The sequence below is a fragment of the Streptomyces flaveus genome, from assembly GCF_014647675.1.
Lineage (GTDB): Bacteria > Actinomycetota > Actinomycetes > Streptomycetales > Streptomycetaceae > Streptomyces > Streptomyces flaveus.
Genome location: NZ_BMPQ01000001.1, coordinates 430,612 through 445,287, shown reverse-complemented (window position 1 = coordinate 445,287; position 14,676 = coordinate 430,612). Strand labels below are relative to the sequence as shown.

General features: G+C 70.5%; 6 protein-coding genes and 2 pseudogenes. 3 read left to right on the top strand and 5 right to left on the bottom strand.

Annotated elements, in window-relative coordinates:
* Positions 1 to 105: 105 nt before the first annotated feature.
* Together IEZ21_RS01795 and IEZ21_RS01790 are read right to left on the bottom strand one after the other, a co-directional pair.
* Positions 106 to 963, bottom strand: a complete 858-nt coding sequence (locus IEZ21_RS01795) for an STM4011 family radical SAM protein (protein WP_189320103.1) — start codon at positions 961 to 963, stop codon at positions 106 to 108.
* Positions 964 to 972: 9 nt separating this feature from the next.
* Positions 973 to 1,985, bottom strand: a pseudogene (locus tag IEZ21_RS01790) (radical SAM protein); the annotation flags it as partial.
* A 110-nt stretch (positions 1,986 to 2,095) separates the two neighbouring features.
* On the opposite strand from IEZ21_RS01790, the pseudogene IEZ21_RS01785 reads away from it, so the two are divergent.
* Positions 2,096 to 2,500 (top strand): annotated as a pseudogene (locus IEZ21_RS01785) (DUF6745 domain-containing protein); the annotation flags it as partial.
* A 129-nt stretch (positions 2,501 to 2,629) separates the two neighbouring features.
* Here IEZ21_RS01785 and IEZ21_RS01780 read toward each other — a convergent pair.
* Together IEZ21_RS01780 and IEZ21_RS01775 are read right to left on the bottom strand one after the other, a co-directional pair.
* Positions 2,630 to 5,902: a family 78 glycoside hydrolase catalytic domain gene (locus tag IEZ21_RS01780; RefSeq protein WP_189320102.1), complete on the bottom strand. Its 3,273-nt coding sequence runs from the start codon at positions 5,900 to 5,902 to the stop codon at positions 2,630 to 2,632.
* A gap of 301 nt (positions 5,903 to 6,203) precedes the next feature.
* Entirely contained in the window at positions 6,204 to 7,244 is a 1,041-nt protein-coding gene (locus IEZ21_RS01775; RefSeq protein ID WP_189320101.1) for a LacI family DNA-binding transcriptional regulator, read from the bottom strand.
* Between the two features lie 1,036 nt (positions 7,245 to 8,280).
* Here IEZ21_RS01775 and IEZ21_RS01770 point away from each other — a divergent pair.
* Positions 8,281 to 11,241, top strand: coding sequence for a helix-turn-helix transcriptional regulator (locus IEZ21_RS01770; RefSeq protein WP_246567200.1), 2,961 nt, complete (start codon positions 8,281 to 8,283; stop codon positions 11,239 to 11,241).
* Positions 11,238 to 14,180, top strand: a complete 2,943-nt coding sequence (locus IEZ21_RS01765) for a helix-turn-helix transcriptional regulator (protein ID WP_308429599.1) — start codon at positions 11,238 to 11,240, stop codon at positions 14,178 to 14,180. The genes IEZ21_RS01770 and IEZ21_RS01765 overlap by 4 nt, the downstream gene beginning before the upstream one ends.
* Here IEZ21_RS01765 and IEZ21_RS01760 read toward each other — a convergent pair.
* Positions 14,111 to 14,575 (bottom strand): ABC transporter substrate-binding protein, encoded by a 465-nt coding sequence (locus IEZ21_RS01760; protein WP_246567238.1) that lies wholly within the window; start codon positions 14,573 to 14,575, stop codon positions 14,111 to 14,113. The genes IEZ21_RS01765 and IEZ21_RS01760 overlap by 70 nt on opposite strands.
* Positions 14,576 to 14,676 lie beyond the last annotated feature (101 nt).

The window sequence follows — 14,676 nt, the reverse complement described above, 5'->3', positions numbered from 1 at the left end:
GGGCACCTGTTTCACCGTCAATCCCCGTGCTGACACTGCCTTTTGAGGACTCGGCCCCGGTGTCGTCGAGACGCGAAACCGAGGTTCTCGTCGAGGCGCCGCCGGTCAGCCTCCCCCGGGAAGCGTCGCCGGGATGCGCTCCAGGACACCGCCCGCGAACACGTCGTACAGCGGCAGGGTTTCCAGGTGGACGTAGCCGATGTGGCAGTCGCAGACGGTCAGGGGGCAGGCGCGGGGGCGCAGTGCACTCCGGTACGAGCCGTCGTACAGGTTGCCCAGCTCCGAGCGGACGAAGTGGCAGCGGTGCACCGTGCCCTCGCCGTTCACGGATATGACGGACTCGCCCGTCCGGCAGGGCAGGCCCGCGCTGCGGTGCGGGTGGCGGCTGTACGGGAAGAGCGGATCGAGGGCGGACCACTGTTCGGCCTCGGCGTCCGTGTACGTGTGCCCCTCGGCGGCGTTGATCCAGAGGTACACGTGGGCGGGGAGGTCGGCGCGGAGGCGACGCGCCTGCTCCAGGTGCTCGGGAAGGCCGACGACGCCGACGCTGTGGCGGACGCCGCGGGTGGCCAGGTCACGGCACTTGGCCAGGAAGCGGTCGTACGGTGTCTGGCCGGGGTGGAAGGTGCACCACAGGGCAAGGGTGTCCAGGTCGGCGGTGTCCAGCCAGTCGGTGCGGCAGCTGAGGTTGGTCTGGATCGCCACCCGGTGGATGTGCGGCAGCCGGCTCAGCTCCGCGAGCGTGCGCCGGTACCAGGAACGCACCAGGCCCTCGCCCCATGGCGTGAACAGCAGGGAGAGCCGGTCCTCCCGCTGCGCCGTCGCCCACGTGGCGAAGCGCTCCAACGCGGCGCGGTCGGCGGTCAGTTGGGCGCGGCTGTCCCGGCGCTTGGCGAAGGGGCAGTACGGGCAGTCGTAGTCGCACGACGCCAGCGGGCCACGGTAGAGGATCGTGAGATCCATACGGCTCCGTCACTTCGCTTCGTACACGGCCATGCGCTCCCGCACGGCGGCGGAGAACAACGCGGGGCCCAGCGCGTCGGAGTGGGCCAGGCCCTCGGGAGAGAGCCGCAGGAGGTCCGGGGCGGCGGAGTCGTCCAGCCAGCCCCGGTAGTGGAACCGGGCCAGCTCGGTGGCGAAGTCGTCGCCGGGCGAGGTGCCGAAGCGGGTCCGGTAGTCCGCGACGGGCATCCCCTCGGCCTGCAGCAGCGACTGCAGCAGATGGCGGCGCCGGGCCTCCTCCGCGCTCATCCGCCAGCCGAAGTCGGCGTGGCGGAAGTCGTCGGTCGCGCGGCCGGTGTAGTCGTCGATGATTCCGCGAATGCGGTGCATGTCCACGGCGTAGTCGAAGGAGTAGTGCAGCGCGGAGGTGTACGAGCGGGCGCCGCAGCCGAGGCCGACCATGCCGTCGGTCTGGCACGCGTAGTCCTCAGACCGTTCGCGGCAGGCCACTGACAGGCAGTCCTGGACGCAGGACTGCCTATGGCTCAGTGAACAGGAACGGTAGAGATACAGCTCCTCCGGCTGCCAGGCGAGGGCGGCGTCCAGGGAACGGCGCCACGACTCCTCGGTCTGGCCTTCTATGCCGTAGATCAGGTCGATGTTGAGGACGGGGATGCCGGCGTCGCGGATCCGGGCGAGGGCCGCCTCGACATCTGCCCGGCGCTGAGGGCGTACGGCGGATCGCGCCTCGGCGTCGACGAAGCTCTGCACACCCAGGCTCAGGCGCGTGGTGCCGCGCTCGGCCAGCACGGCCAGCCGGTCGGCGGTCGCCGTGGCGGGCGAGGCCCCCACGGACAGCGGGATCGCGGTCAGATCCGCGCCGAGGCCACGCTCGGCGAGATCGCACAGCCGCTCCAGCTCCGCGGCCGTGAGGAACGTCGGAGTGCCGCCGCCGAAGGCCGCGGCGGCGAACCGCGCTCCGTCGCCTCGCGCACCGCGGCCGCCCGGCGTTCCAGCGCGTCCAGGCCGGAACCGTCAGGGCCGGGGCACCGGGACGCCCGCGGCGGCGAGCCGGGCATGGCAGCGCCGCTTGTCGAACATCACCGCGACATCCTCCGGGTCGGCGGAAGGCACCGCGCCCGCACGGTGCGCCGCGCTCGCCTTCCCTGACGGATTCGCGCTGCACGCCTGGCGTGGCATGCCGGTCCCCGCCGAGTTCCTCGACGGACTCGCCGGGCTGACCCCGCAGCGGATCCGTGAGGAGGAGAACGCTGAGCTGCGCCGCGTCATGCTGGAGCACTACGGCTACGAGCGCTACCTGGAGGAGTCCGGAGCCGAGCCCGTGCAGCGGGACGACGCAGGTGTGCTGTGGCGTATCGCCCTGGCGGGGGACGAGCCACTGGTGATGGTCGAAGTGCTCAACTCCACCCCGGAGCCCGACGGCACCCACCGCACGTACTGGCTACGAGTGCCGCCACGGACCCGGACCGCCCGGGAGGGCGTCGCCTGGACCTTCGGACTGGATGAGGCCGACTACACACCGGAAAGAGAGACCTGAGTCGAGTCCGGCGTGCCCGCGCCGATGAGAGCGAGACGCCCTCGGCTGTGCGGCGCGGGCACAGGGTGGCGCCCAGGGCAGGCGGGGAATCGGTCCGGCCGCACCCACTGCCACCGCCTCAACCGCGGCCTACTCGACGCCGAAGCTGTAGGACCCCGACCTCACTTCGAACACGGCGGCCCCGTCCTCCATCCGCAGGAACCTGACTCCCTCGGCGGCGTCGGCCGGCCGGCCGTTCTCGGTGACCGCCTGGCGGGTCTTCGACGGCACGTGGACCTCTGCGACGGTGTTGACCGGCACCGTCACCTTCAGGTCGAACTCGCCGTCGCGGGCGCTCCACTTGGACGACAGAAGGCCGTAGACGGTCTTGAGTTTTCCGGAGCCCTGCGTCAGGTTCCCGCCGGGCACGGGCGCGATCCTGGAGCGCTTGTAGCCGGGCTCGAGCGCGGAGAGGCCGCCGATGTTCTGGAACATCCAGTCGCCCACGGCGCCGTAGGCGTAGTGGTTGAAGGAGTTCATGTCGACCGGGCCGAAGCTGCCGTCGGGCATGATCGAGTTCCAGCGCTCCCACATGGTGGTGGCGCCGTTGGCGACCTCGTAGCCCCAGGACGGGTAGTCCTTGTGCAGCAGCATCTTGTACGCCAGGTCGTCGCGGCCGATCTTGCTCAGCGCGGGCAGCAGCAGCGGTGTGCCGATGAAGCCGGTCCGCAGGTGGTGGTCGGTGAGCGCCAGTTTGGCCACGAACTTCTCGCCGGCCTTCTCGACCAGTGCCGGATCCGAGATCAGGTCCATGCCGAGGGCCAGCGCGTATCCGGTCTGCGAGTTGCGCTTGACGGTGCCGTCGGCTGCGACGTAGGCCTTGGTGAAGGCCTCGCGGATGTCGGCGGAGAGCTTGCCGTAGTCGGCCGCCGCCGCGTCGTCGCCCAGGGCCTTGGCCACCTCGGCCATCATGCGGGCGTTCTCGGCGTAGTAGGCGGTGCCCAGGATGCCCTGCTCGGTGGGGTCGTCCAGGTGCAGCCAGTCGTCGGTGAAGAACGTGGTGCGGCCGGGCTCGAGCAGGTCCGCTCCGGCGCTGTCGCGCACGAACTGGAAGAACTTCCGCATGGCGGGGTAGTTCTCCCGCAGGATGCGGGTGTCGTCGTAGGAGCGCCACACGGAGTACGGCACGGTGATCATCACATCCGACCAGCCGACACCGCTGTCGCCGAACTGGCCCTGGGGAGTCGGTACCACCGCTGGCAAGTCCCCGTTCGCGTACTGGGAGTTGCGTACGTCCGTCATCCAGTGGGACAGGAACGCGCGGGTGTCGACAAGGTAGTTGGCCGTCGGCGCGAACAGACTGATGTCACCTGTCCATCCCAGGCGCTCGTCGCGGGCCGGGGTGTCGGTGGGGATGGACAGGAAGTTGCCGCGCTGGCTCCAGGAGATGTTGCTCACCAGTTGGTCGAGCATGCTGTCGGAGGTCTTCAGCGTGCCGGTGGACGGGAGGTCGGATCCCCATACGACGCCCTTGACGTCGGCGAGCGCGGGGGGTTCGGTCACCCCGGTGATCTCGATGTAGCGGAAGCCGTGCTGGGTGAAGGTGGGCTCGTAGGTCACCGTTCCGTTCTTGGCGAAGGTGTAGCGGTCGGTGACCTTGGCGTTGCGGAAGTTGTCGGTGTAGAGGGTGCCGTTCTTGTTGAGCACCTCCGCGTAGCGGATCTTGATCGACTGGTCCGCGGAGCCGGTGAGGGTCAGGCGTGACGCACCGACCATGTTCTGGCCGAGGTCGTAGACGTACGTTCCGGGGGTGGGCTCGGTCATCTTGTTGGCCTGGAGCACCTGGGTCCGGCGCACCGGCTCGTCGCTCTGCGGGACCAGCAGGGCGGTACGGGACTCCAGGCTCGCGGCGGGCTCCCACTTCGCGTCGTCGAACCCGGGCCGGCTCCAGCCCGCCGGCTGCAGACGGGCGTCGTAGGTCTCGCCGTCCTGAAGGTCGGCCTTGACGTAGGGGCCGTCGCCCGCCTTCCACGAACCGTCCGTGGCGATCCACTGAACCGATCCGTCGGTGTAGGTGATGCGCATCTTCGCCACGAGAGCGGGGGTGTCCCCGTACTGGCGGCTCCAGCCGAGCCCGACCTTGCCGGCCCACCAGCCGTCCGCCAGGGACGCACCGATCACGTTGCCGCCGCGGGCGAGCAGCTTCGTCACGTCGTAGGTCTGGGCCTGGATGCGCTTGTGGTAGTTCGTCCATCCCGGGGCGAGCACCTGGTCACCGACCGGCTTGCCGTTGAGCTCCAGCTCGTAGAGGCCGAGTGCCGACGCGTAGACGCGCGCGGAGGCGACCTTCTTGCCGCTCTTGGTCGCGAAGTCCTTGCGCAGCAGCGGCTGCGGCCGGGTCGCGGGTTGGTAGAGGGCGTCCGTGGTGCCGGACACGACGAGGGCGGAGTCGGCGATCTCACCGCCGGCGAACGGGTTCCGTCCGGAGGCGAAGTCGGTGTCGAGCAGGGTGGTGCCGTCGGCGCCGGTGACGACGGCGTCGTGGACCGTTCCGCGTTCCTCGCAGCACGCGTGGGTGCGGAAGCCGATGTAGCCCTTGGGGAACGTGGAATCCGTGAAGGTGTTGACCGGCTTGCCGTCGAGGGTCGTCTTGATGGTGCTGCCCGCCACGTCGTAGCGGACGGTGTGCCTGCCATCGAGGAGGCCTGCGTTGGTGAAGCCGTGGGACGCGAGATCCACCTGCTGCACCACGGAGTAGGCGCCCTTGACCTGCTTGTGGAGTCTCAGCATCGGGGTGGCGCCCGTGGCGCTGAACTGCCACATGTAGCCGTTGCTCACATCCGGGGCGCGCAGGAACATGCCGAAGGCGGCCCTGTCCAGCTCGAACTCGACCGTGGCGGTGTAGTCGGTCCACCTGTCCAGCTCGCTGGGAGCCGCAGGACGCGTGATCCACTGGGCGCCGTCCCAGTCGCCGGAGTCCAGCAGGCCGGTCTCGAAGTACGCGCTCGCACTCCACGGACTGGCAACTCCCTTGCCGTCCCAGGCCCGGACGCGCCAGTGGTAACGGGTGCCCGCCTCCAGATCGGGGCCGCCGTACCGCACGCCGACCTGACGGTCGGACGCCACCTTGCCGGACGACCACACATCGGCGGACCGCGGCGTACGTCCGACCTGGATCTCGTAGGCCTTCTGCGAAGCCGCCCGCCGGGCCGACGTCAACTGCCAGCCGAAGACCGGGTCTTCACCGCCGATGCCCAACGGGTTGACCCGGCCGTTGGTGGACAGGGCCTTGGCAGCGAACGGCGCGTCACGCACCGACGCCGCGCTGGACACGGAGCCTGGCAGGACCGCCGCGCCTCCGACCACGGCCAACACGAGAAAGCCTCTCAGGAGGACGGACAAGAGCGAGCGTTTACGGACCATGGCATCTCCACAGTGTTGAATCGTTTCATACGGTGGGCGTTCGCGGCTGACTTCGCCGCAAGGCGCAACGTGCGTTCCTGTGTTGTGTGCAACGTTCTACGCTGAAACGGCTCAACCCTGAGGTGGAGATGGCCGGCGCGTCAAGAGGAGTGGCAGGAAAATCCCGGCGGACGGACGCGGCAGGTCGTGCACCGGATCGCCTGCACGCGGTGTCGCTGCGTCCGCTCGCCTCCGCGTCGGTTCGGTGTCCGTCCGCCGGATGCGGATCCGTCCGCCCTGCGGTGAGGGCGTGGGCCGTTGATCAGGCGCCGGGCGGTGCGGTACTGCTCCGCGTCACCAGGTGCGGTGTCGAGGCCGTGACGACGGCGCGGTCACGCCGCTTCTCGATCCGTTCCAGCAGCAGCCGGGCCGCGGTCTCGCCCATCATCGCGCCGGCCTGGTCGACGCTTGTCAGGCTCACGGGGGCGAGGGCGGCGACGGAGGTGTTGTTGTATCCGGCGAGCGAGAGGTCGCCGGGGATGCGCAGGCCGAGCTCGGCGGCGGCCCGGAAGACACCGGTCGCGGCCACGTCCGCGCCGGCGAAGATCGCGGTGGGTGGGCGGGCGGAGGTGAGCAGCTCCATGGCGCCGCGGTAGCCGCCCTCGTCCGAGTACCCGGAGTGCACCACCCGGGCCAGGTCCGTCAGACCGTGCCGGGCCATCGCCTCGCGGTAGGCGGCCCGGACGTGGTGTTCGGGTCGCTGCTCCCACTGGCTGCCGCGCACTGTCGGATGCGATACGTGCGCGATGTCCCGGTGCCCGAGTCCGACCAGGTGGTCCACGACCAGGTCGACGCCGGTCCCGTCCTGGTTGACCACGCAGTCGTACGCCGGCGAGGGGTCGTGGTGGCCGATCACCACCGTCGGCACCTCGGCCGCGATGCCCATCACCTCCGCGCGGGGAACGGCGGGCGCGATCAGGATCAGCCCGTCCATCTGCCGGTCCACCATGGCGTGGATCAGCTTGGTCTGGTCCTCCATCTCGGAGGAGCCGCTGGAGCCCATGAACAGCGCGTACTCGGTGTTCCGCAGAGCCGCGTTCACGCCGTCCAGGAGGTCGGCGTAGAAGGCGTTGCGGATGCTCGCGAGCAGAACGCCGATCGTGTAGGTGCGGCCCCTCATGCCACGAGCGGCGGCGTGCGGGCGGTAGCCCAGCTCGGCCATGGCCGTCTGCACTCGCTCGCGCATCGCGGGGCTCACTCCGTAGGCGTTGCGCAGCACCTTCGACACCGCGGAGGTGGACACGTCCGCACTGCGCGCGACGTCGGTGATGGTGACCCTCTTCGAGCCGCCTGCCGGTTGCACTTACGCGCACCTCCGTTGTCGTGCACCGCTCTGCCCCTTTTGGCGTTTCCGGAACATTATTCGCGGATGACTCGACGGCTCCGGCCTGTCTGCCCGCTTCAACCTTTGGGACATCCCTTCGTGCAACGTTATACGAAAGGAGTCGCCTGACAGGGCTCATCCACGGGTGGCTGCGCCACAGCTGGGCGGCCCGCCGTGAAGGGGCGGTCCCCATGAGGTTGACGGTCCCCAGCCCCACGGGCTGCTGGAAGTGCGTGAGGGGCGTTCTGCGGCGGTGGAGATCGCCCTTGGGGCCGACGAGCCGTTCGTCCAACACAGCGCGTCAACGGGGACTTCGAAAAGGGCCTTCGCAGTGGTCCAGGCTGTTGCCGCCGCTTCTTGGCGACCCAGTCGATGCATGGTTTCGGTCCGGGTGTCGGAGGTGGCCGTGCTGCGTCGTGCGGCCGCGCGTCCCGGCCGCTGCGGCGACATGGCCGGTTTCTCTGGGGAGTGCCTGGTCGATCCGCGTGACCCGGATGGCGTCACGTGATGGTCTGGTCGAACTCGTCCTTGTTGAGCGCGGGGTGGGGCAGGGGCCTCGGAGGGTCCCGGTCGTGCCTTGGGTCATCCAGGAGGAGGGCGACGTAGCGCCGCCGTAGCTGAGGATGCCCAGGGCGCGCCGCCCCCGGCGCCACCGTCGTCCTGATCGGCCTCAACCCCGGCCGTCTGCCGTTCACCACCGACGACGTGGTCCGCCGTCAGCTGGTGATCCGCGGGTCGGTGGTCTACGACCACCCGGGCGACTTCACCGCCGCCGTCGCCGAGCTGCCCGACGCCCGGCCCGGAGCCGTCATCGAGGCGCGCTTCCCGCTGTACGAGGCCCAACAGGCCTTCGCCGACGCCGCCGAGCGCACCGGAAGCTACCCACGGGTCACGACCCTTTTGAACGCAATGAGCAAAAGCAGCAGAAGTCAGGTAACACTCATGGCCACCTCCTCCGTGTTCTGCAAGCGACGAACTCGTGAACGTGTCAACTCACGGACTGCAGAAGGGATTCATGATGACTGTGGCGTACGACGCACCGGCTGTCCGCGCGGACAGCGAGCCCTTCGTCAGCAGATCGGCGGAAGTGGACCGGCTCGACGCCGTCCTGGAACGCCTGGCGGAGGATGGACCCTCGGTCGTCGACATCACCGGTGAAGCCGGCATCGGCAAGAGCCGGCTGCTGACCGAGTTCGGCGTGCGGGCCTGGCGCCGTGGGATGACCGTGCTGCGGGGCCAGGCCACGGAGTACGAGCGGCACAGCCCGTTCCAGCCGTTCGCCGACGCCTTCGCCTGGGTCGGCCGGCGAGATCTGGAGGCGGTCCCGGAGCTGCGGGAACTCCCCGCGATGCTGCGCGGCGGTTTCGAGGAGGCGAGCAGTGGCCGGTGGACCGGCGACCGCTTCGGCCTCTACCAGGAGACGGCGGCCGTCCTTGGCCGCGTTCGTGGGACCGGACTGGTCGTACTCCTTGACGACCTGCACTGGGCGGACGCGGCGTCGCTCGAACTGCTCGACCACCTCATCCGGCATCCACTGCGGGCCCCTGTGCTCCTGGTCGTCGCGCGGCGTGACCGGCAGACGCCGAAGGTGCTCACCACCGCTCTGACCCGTGGGGTCGACACCGGCGCGGTTCTGCGGATCGCCCTGGGGCCGCTCGGCGAGCGCGACTGCGTCGAAGAACTCGCCCGCGACCTGCCTCCGCGGCGCGCGGCCGAGATCTACGCCGCGAGCGAGGGCAACCCGCTGTACTTCCTGACCCTCCTCCAGGCCCATAGAGGGGCTCGTCTGCCCCTGATGCCTTCGCCGCCGCTGTCCACTCCTGCCGAGGGTCCGACAGGAAACGGTCCGCGCACGGGGCTCGAAGCGTTGCTGCTCGACGAACTGTCGTCGCTCGAACCGCTGGAGCGGCGGATCCTCGACGCGACCGCGGTCCTCGGCGACCACGCCACCCCCGAGATGCTCGGCGCCATCACCGCGGTCCCTGTCAGCGAGGTCGTAGAGGCTCTGCACCAGGTGATGAAGCGTGACCTCATGAGGCCGGACCACGGACGCCGCCGTCTGGTACTGCGTCACCCGGTAGTCCGTGCCCTGGTTCACGACAGCATCGCCCCCTGGCAGCGCGAACAGTTGCACAGACAGACGGCCGCCGAACTCGCGCGCGTCGGCGCGCCCCTCCTGGAGCAGGCCCACCACGTCGAACAGTCGCTGAACGGATGGGACCCCCAGGCAGCCGCCCTGCTCACCGAGGCCGCCGAAGAGACCGCCATGACTGCTCCGGCCAGCTGTGCCCACTGGTCGGGCGCGGTGCTGAGAGTCCTCCCGGATGAACCCCAACACCTGGGAACACGCCGTGACTTGATGCTGCTGCGGGCCCGCACGCTGGGCGTCACCGGCGCGCTGCGGGAGAGCCGGGACCTGCTCCACGAGGTGATCGGTCTACTGGGTCCGGACGACGACGGTGACGCCGTACGTACGTCCGCCGTCGCGCAGTGCGCCCTCATGGAGCGCTACCTGGGCCGCTATCAGGAGGCCGAAGCGCTGCTGCGCAGGGAACTCGCCCGTACACCTGGCCCTTCACCGTCGCAGCAGGTCGAGCTCGGGGCCGAAGTGGTGTCCTGCGCGCTGTTCGGCTCCCGCTTCCCCGGGGCGCGCGAGGAACTCGCCCGGACGCTGGCGACCGCCGGTGCCCTGGGCGACCCGGTCGGCGAGGCGGGCGTACTGGCGCTGGCGGCGATGTGCGAGGCGTACGAGGGCGACATGGACGCGGCTCTCAAGTACGCCGAGTCTGCGGGGGCGATGACGGACGCGCTGACGGGCGACGACCTCAGCAGCCTGAGCGAGCCGCTGGCCAGGCTGGGCTGGAGCGAGTTGTTCCTCGAGCGCTTCGCCGAGGCCGAACGGCACGCCGACCGTGGCCTGGAGGTCGTCCGCCGGACCGGCCAGCTCCATATGCTTCCGCACCTTCTGCTGTGCAAGGCCTACGCGCACCTCAACACCTGCCGGATCACGACAGCGCTGGAGTTCGCCGAAGAGGCCGTGGACGTCGCGCGGGCCCTGGGCATCGGAGAACTGACCGGCTTCGCCCTCGCGATCAGGGCCCTGGTGCTGATGCAGGCGGGCGACCGGAGCGCACTGGCCACCGCCGAGGAGGCGGTCGACGCCGTCGGTGCCGGCGACTCCTGGTGGGCGACAGTGAGCAGGTGCGTGCTCGCCCAGGTGGTGCTGACGGTGACGGGCGATCCGCACCGGGCACGGGACCTCATGCTGCGGGCGGGCGACGGGAAGGATCTGGCGCGGCTCCAGCCGTCACTGCGGCCGACTCATGTCGAGGTCCTGGTCAGCGCCGCGCTGGCCACCGGCAGGACGTCGGAGGCCAAGCACTATGCCGAGCGTGCCGCCGAGGAGGCGGAACAACTCGGTCTGCCGGTCCAGCGCGGGGCGGCGCTGCGCGCTCTCGCCCAGCTCGACGCACACCGCGGTGACCCGGCCGCGGCGGCGCGGAAGTACGTAAGAGCAGCGCAGGAGAGCGCGCGGTCCGGTGCGAAGCTGCGCGAGGCGCAGTCCCTGCTGCTCGGTGCTCCGCATGTGAAAGCCGCAGGGGTTCCCCATCGGGCGGCCGACATGTGGCGACGTGGACGCCGGCTGGCCCTGGAGGGCGGAGCCCGGCTGCTGGTCGGCTTCGCCGACATGCTGCGTCCGGCGGTGCTGGAACCCGCGAAGGGTCGGGCTGCTCGGCCCGGCCCGGCCGAAAAGGAGGTGCTGGTGGCAGACCTGACCACGCTGACCGCACGCCAGCGGGAGATCGCCGACCTGGTCGGCGAAGGACTCAGCACGCAGGCCATCGCCTCCAGGTTCCACCTCAGCCCGCGTACGGTCGAGAGCCACATCGCCGCCGTCTACCGCAAGACGGGCGTGACGTCCCGTGCCGCACTCGCGTCCCTGATGGCCCGCGACAGGGCCGCCGGGCAGGCATGATGCGGGAGCTACGGGGGACGCCCGGCCCCATCGCGGACAGAACGCCTCTCGCGGGCCGGACGCCTTTCGTCAGCCGCGCAACCGAACTCGAGTGGCTCGACTGGGCCATGGACCAGTCGGGGAGAGGCGGTCCGGCGGTCGTCGACATCACCGGTGAAGCCGGCATCGGCAAGAGCCGGCTGCTGACCGAGTTCGGCGTGCGGGCCCGCCGACGGGGGGTGACCGTACTGTTCGGACGGGCGACGGAGTACGAGCGGCACAGCCCGTTCCGGCCGTTCGCCGACGCCTTCGCCGACCTCGAACCGCAAGCTCTGCGCGGGTTCGAGGCGTTGGCGGATCTCGCGCCCGTCCTGAGAGGCGCTGCCGAGGGGCCGTTGAGGGTGCCTGAGGGCCGTGACCGGTTCGGCCTCCACCGGACGATGACCGAGGCGCTGCGCCACCTCGGCGGCGAACGGCTGGTGGTGATCCTGGAAGACCTCCACTGGGCCGATCCGGCATCCCTGGAAATGCTCGACCATCTCGTCCGGCACCCGGTGTCCTCGCCCGTACTGCTGGTCGTCTCCCGGCGTGACCGCCAGGCGCCCACCGCGCTCGCCGCCTCGCTGACCCGCGGACTGGACACCGGCGCGGTACTCCGTATCCCTCTGGGCCCTCTCGACGAACAAGCCTGCGTCGAGGAGCTGGCAGGAGACCTGCCCTCGGCATGGGCCGCCGAGATCTACGCGGCGAGCGAAGGCAACCCGCTGTACTTTCTCGCGCTGCTCCAGGCACACAAGGGAGCCCGGCCTCCCCAGCCGGTTCTGGTGGCTTCCCCGAACCCTGATGTGCTCGGCATATTGGAGGGGATCCCCGCCGGTCTCGGAGCGCTGTTGCTGGACGAGCTGTCGCCGCTGGGTCCGCTGGAGCGCCGTACCGTGGAAGCCGCCGCGGTACTCGGCGACCGCACCACCGCCGATCTGCTCGGCGCGCTGACCGGGGCCCCGGTCACCGACATCAGGAGCACACTCGGCGAGTTGATGCGCCGTGACCTTCTCCGGCCCGGCCCGGGAGGAAGAGGGCTGACGCTGCGTCATCCCGTCATCCGCGCCCTCGTCCACAACAGCATCGAACCCTGGCGACGCGAGGAGTACCACCGGCTGGCCGCGGCCGAACTGACCAGAATCGGCGCCCCCGTCGCAGACCGGGCACACCACCTGGACCAGTCGGTGACCGGCTGGGACGCAGAGGCGGCCGACGTATTGACCGAAGCCGCCGAGCGGACCGCCACAACCGCTCCGGCCGCCTCGGCGCACTGGCTCGGAGCCGTGCTGCGCATCCTGCCGAACACTCCGGAGCACCTCGCCAGAAGGCGTGAACTGATGCTGTCGCGCGCCCGGGTCCTGGGGGTGAGCGGTGGGCTGAAGGAGAGCCGGGACCTGCTCCGCCAACTCATCGACATGCCGGGCACTCAGGACGACGACGCCGTACGGATCTCAGCGGTCGCCCTGTGCTCCCTGATGCTGCGCAATCTCGACGAGTACCGCGAGGCGGAAGCACTGCTGCGCCGTGAGCTGGCGCGGAAACCCGGTCCGTCGCGGGCTCAACGGGTCGAGCTGGGGCTCGAGTTGGGCACCGCCGCGGTGTTCGCCTCCCGCTACGGGGAAGTGCGGGCGGAACTCGCCCAGACTCTGGAAGCCGCCCGCTCTCTGGGCGATGAGATCGGTGAGGCGTCCGCGTTGTCGTTGGCCGCCATGGGTGAGGCGTACGCGGGTGACATGGCCGCCTCCCGGAAGTTCGCCGCGCTCGCGGCCGGTCTGGTGGACGGGCTGACCGACAGCGATGTCGCCCGCCTGTGCGAGTCCCTGGTCAGGCTGGGCTGGACCGAGGCGTTCCAGGAGAACTTCGCCGACACGGAGCGGCACGCCGAGCGGGGCCTGGCGGTCGCCCGGCGGACCGGCCAGCTGTACATGCTCTCGCAGCTCCTGCTGTGCAAGGCGTACGCCCACTTCAGCACGTGTCGCATCACGACCGCGATGGAACTGGTCGACGAGGCCGAGTCCGTCGCGCGGGCCGTCGGCAGCTCCGACCTGCTCGGTTTCACGCTGGCGTTGAGGTCCGTCATCCTGGCGCAGGCGTACCCGCAGGGTGATCCCCGTCCGCTGGCCGTCGCCGAGAACGCGGCGTCGGTGGCCGGGAACAGCCACACCTGGTGGGGAAACGCGTACAAGTCCCTGCTCGCCTACGCCGCGCTGAGCTCCGGCGATCCGCACCGGGCGCGGGACGTCATGCTCGAGGCCGGCGGGAAGGACCTGCACCGGCTGCAACGATCGATGCGTCCCAACCACCTGGAACTGCTCGTCACCGCGTCCCTGGCCACCGGCGACACGGCGGACGCCGAACGCTGGGCCGAACTCGCCCACGAGGAGGCGAGCCGACTCGGCCTGGCGGCCAAGCGGGCGGCCGGGTTGCGCAGCCTCGCCCAGGTCGCGCAACGCCGCGGCGATGTGGCGGCGGCCGCGCGCATGTACGCCGAGGCCGCGCGGCTGAACAGGCGCTCAGGGACGACGCTCAGAGAGGTCCAGTCGCTTCTGTTCGGCGCCCCGCTCATGAAAGCCGTCGGCGAAGACGCCCGTGCGCACGCCATGTGGCGCCGGGGACGGCGACTGGCCGCGGACGGCGGCGCCGGGATGCTGCTCGGCGTGGCGGAGCGGGTACGCCCGAAGGTCTTCGGCGCTGCGGACGGGCAGCCGGACGCGTCGGATCCACTGTCCGGACTGACGTCACGCGAGCGGGAGATCGCCGACCTGGTCACCGAGGGCCTGACCAGCAAGGAGGTCGCCACGAAGCTCCACCTCAGCCCGCGGACCGTGGAGGGCTACCTCGGGCGGATCTACCGCAAGACGGGGGTGTCGTCCCGGGCGGCGCTGGCGTCGCTGGTCGCGGGGCGTTCGCGTCGGTAGGCCCCCTCGAAGGGGCTTCCGCCCTTCTCGTCGGTGTTCGACCCTTGTACCTGGTCGTGGCGGCCCAGGAAACGGAACGTGCCGTCGCGGACCTGGTAGAGGAAGCGGGTTCGGTCCGGTTTCAGGGCGTGCGTGTTGTCCTGGGCGAACCGGATGGGCTTGGCCAGCCCGTCGTAGCCGGTGCTGAAGAGGTGCTCGGCGACCTCGCCGGGGTCGATCCCGGTGTCTGTGCCGGCCGCCGTGAGGGCGCGGGCGATCAGGCCGACGGCGTCGTACGCCTCGGCGGCCCACCGGCCGGGCGGCGTGCCGTGGCGTTCGCGGTAGGCGGCGGTGAACCCTTGGCGGCCTTGGTGCCTGCTGACTGCGGTTCGGTGTACGGGGCTTCGAACACCCAGCCATCGGCCGCATCACCCGCCTCCTTGAGGAAGGCCGGCCGCAGCACGGGCTCGTGGCCCAGGCGCGGGCCGGTGAAGCCCGCCGCCGAGAGCGCGCGGGC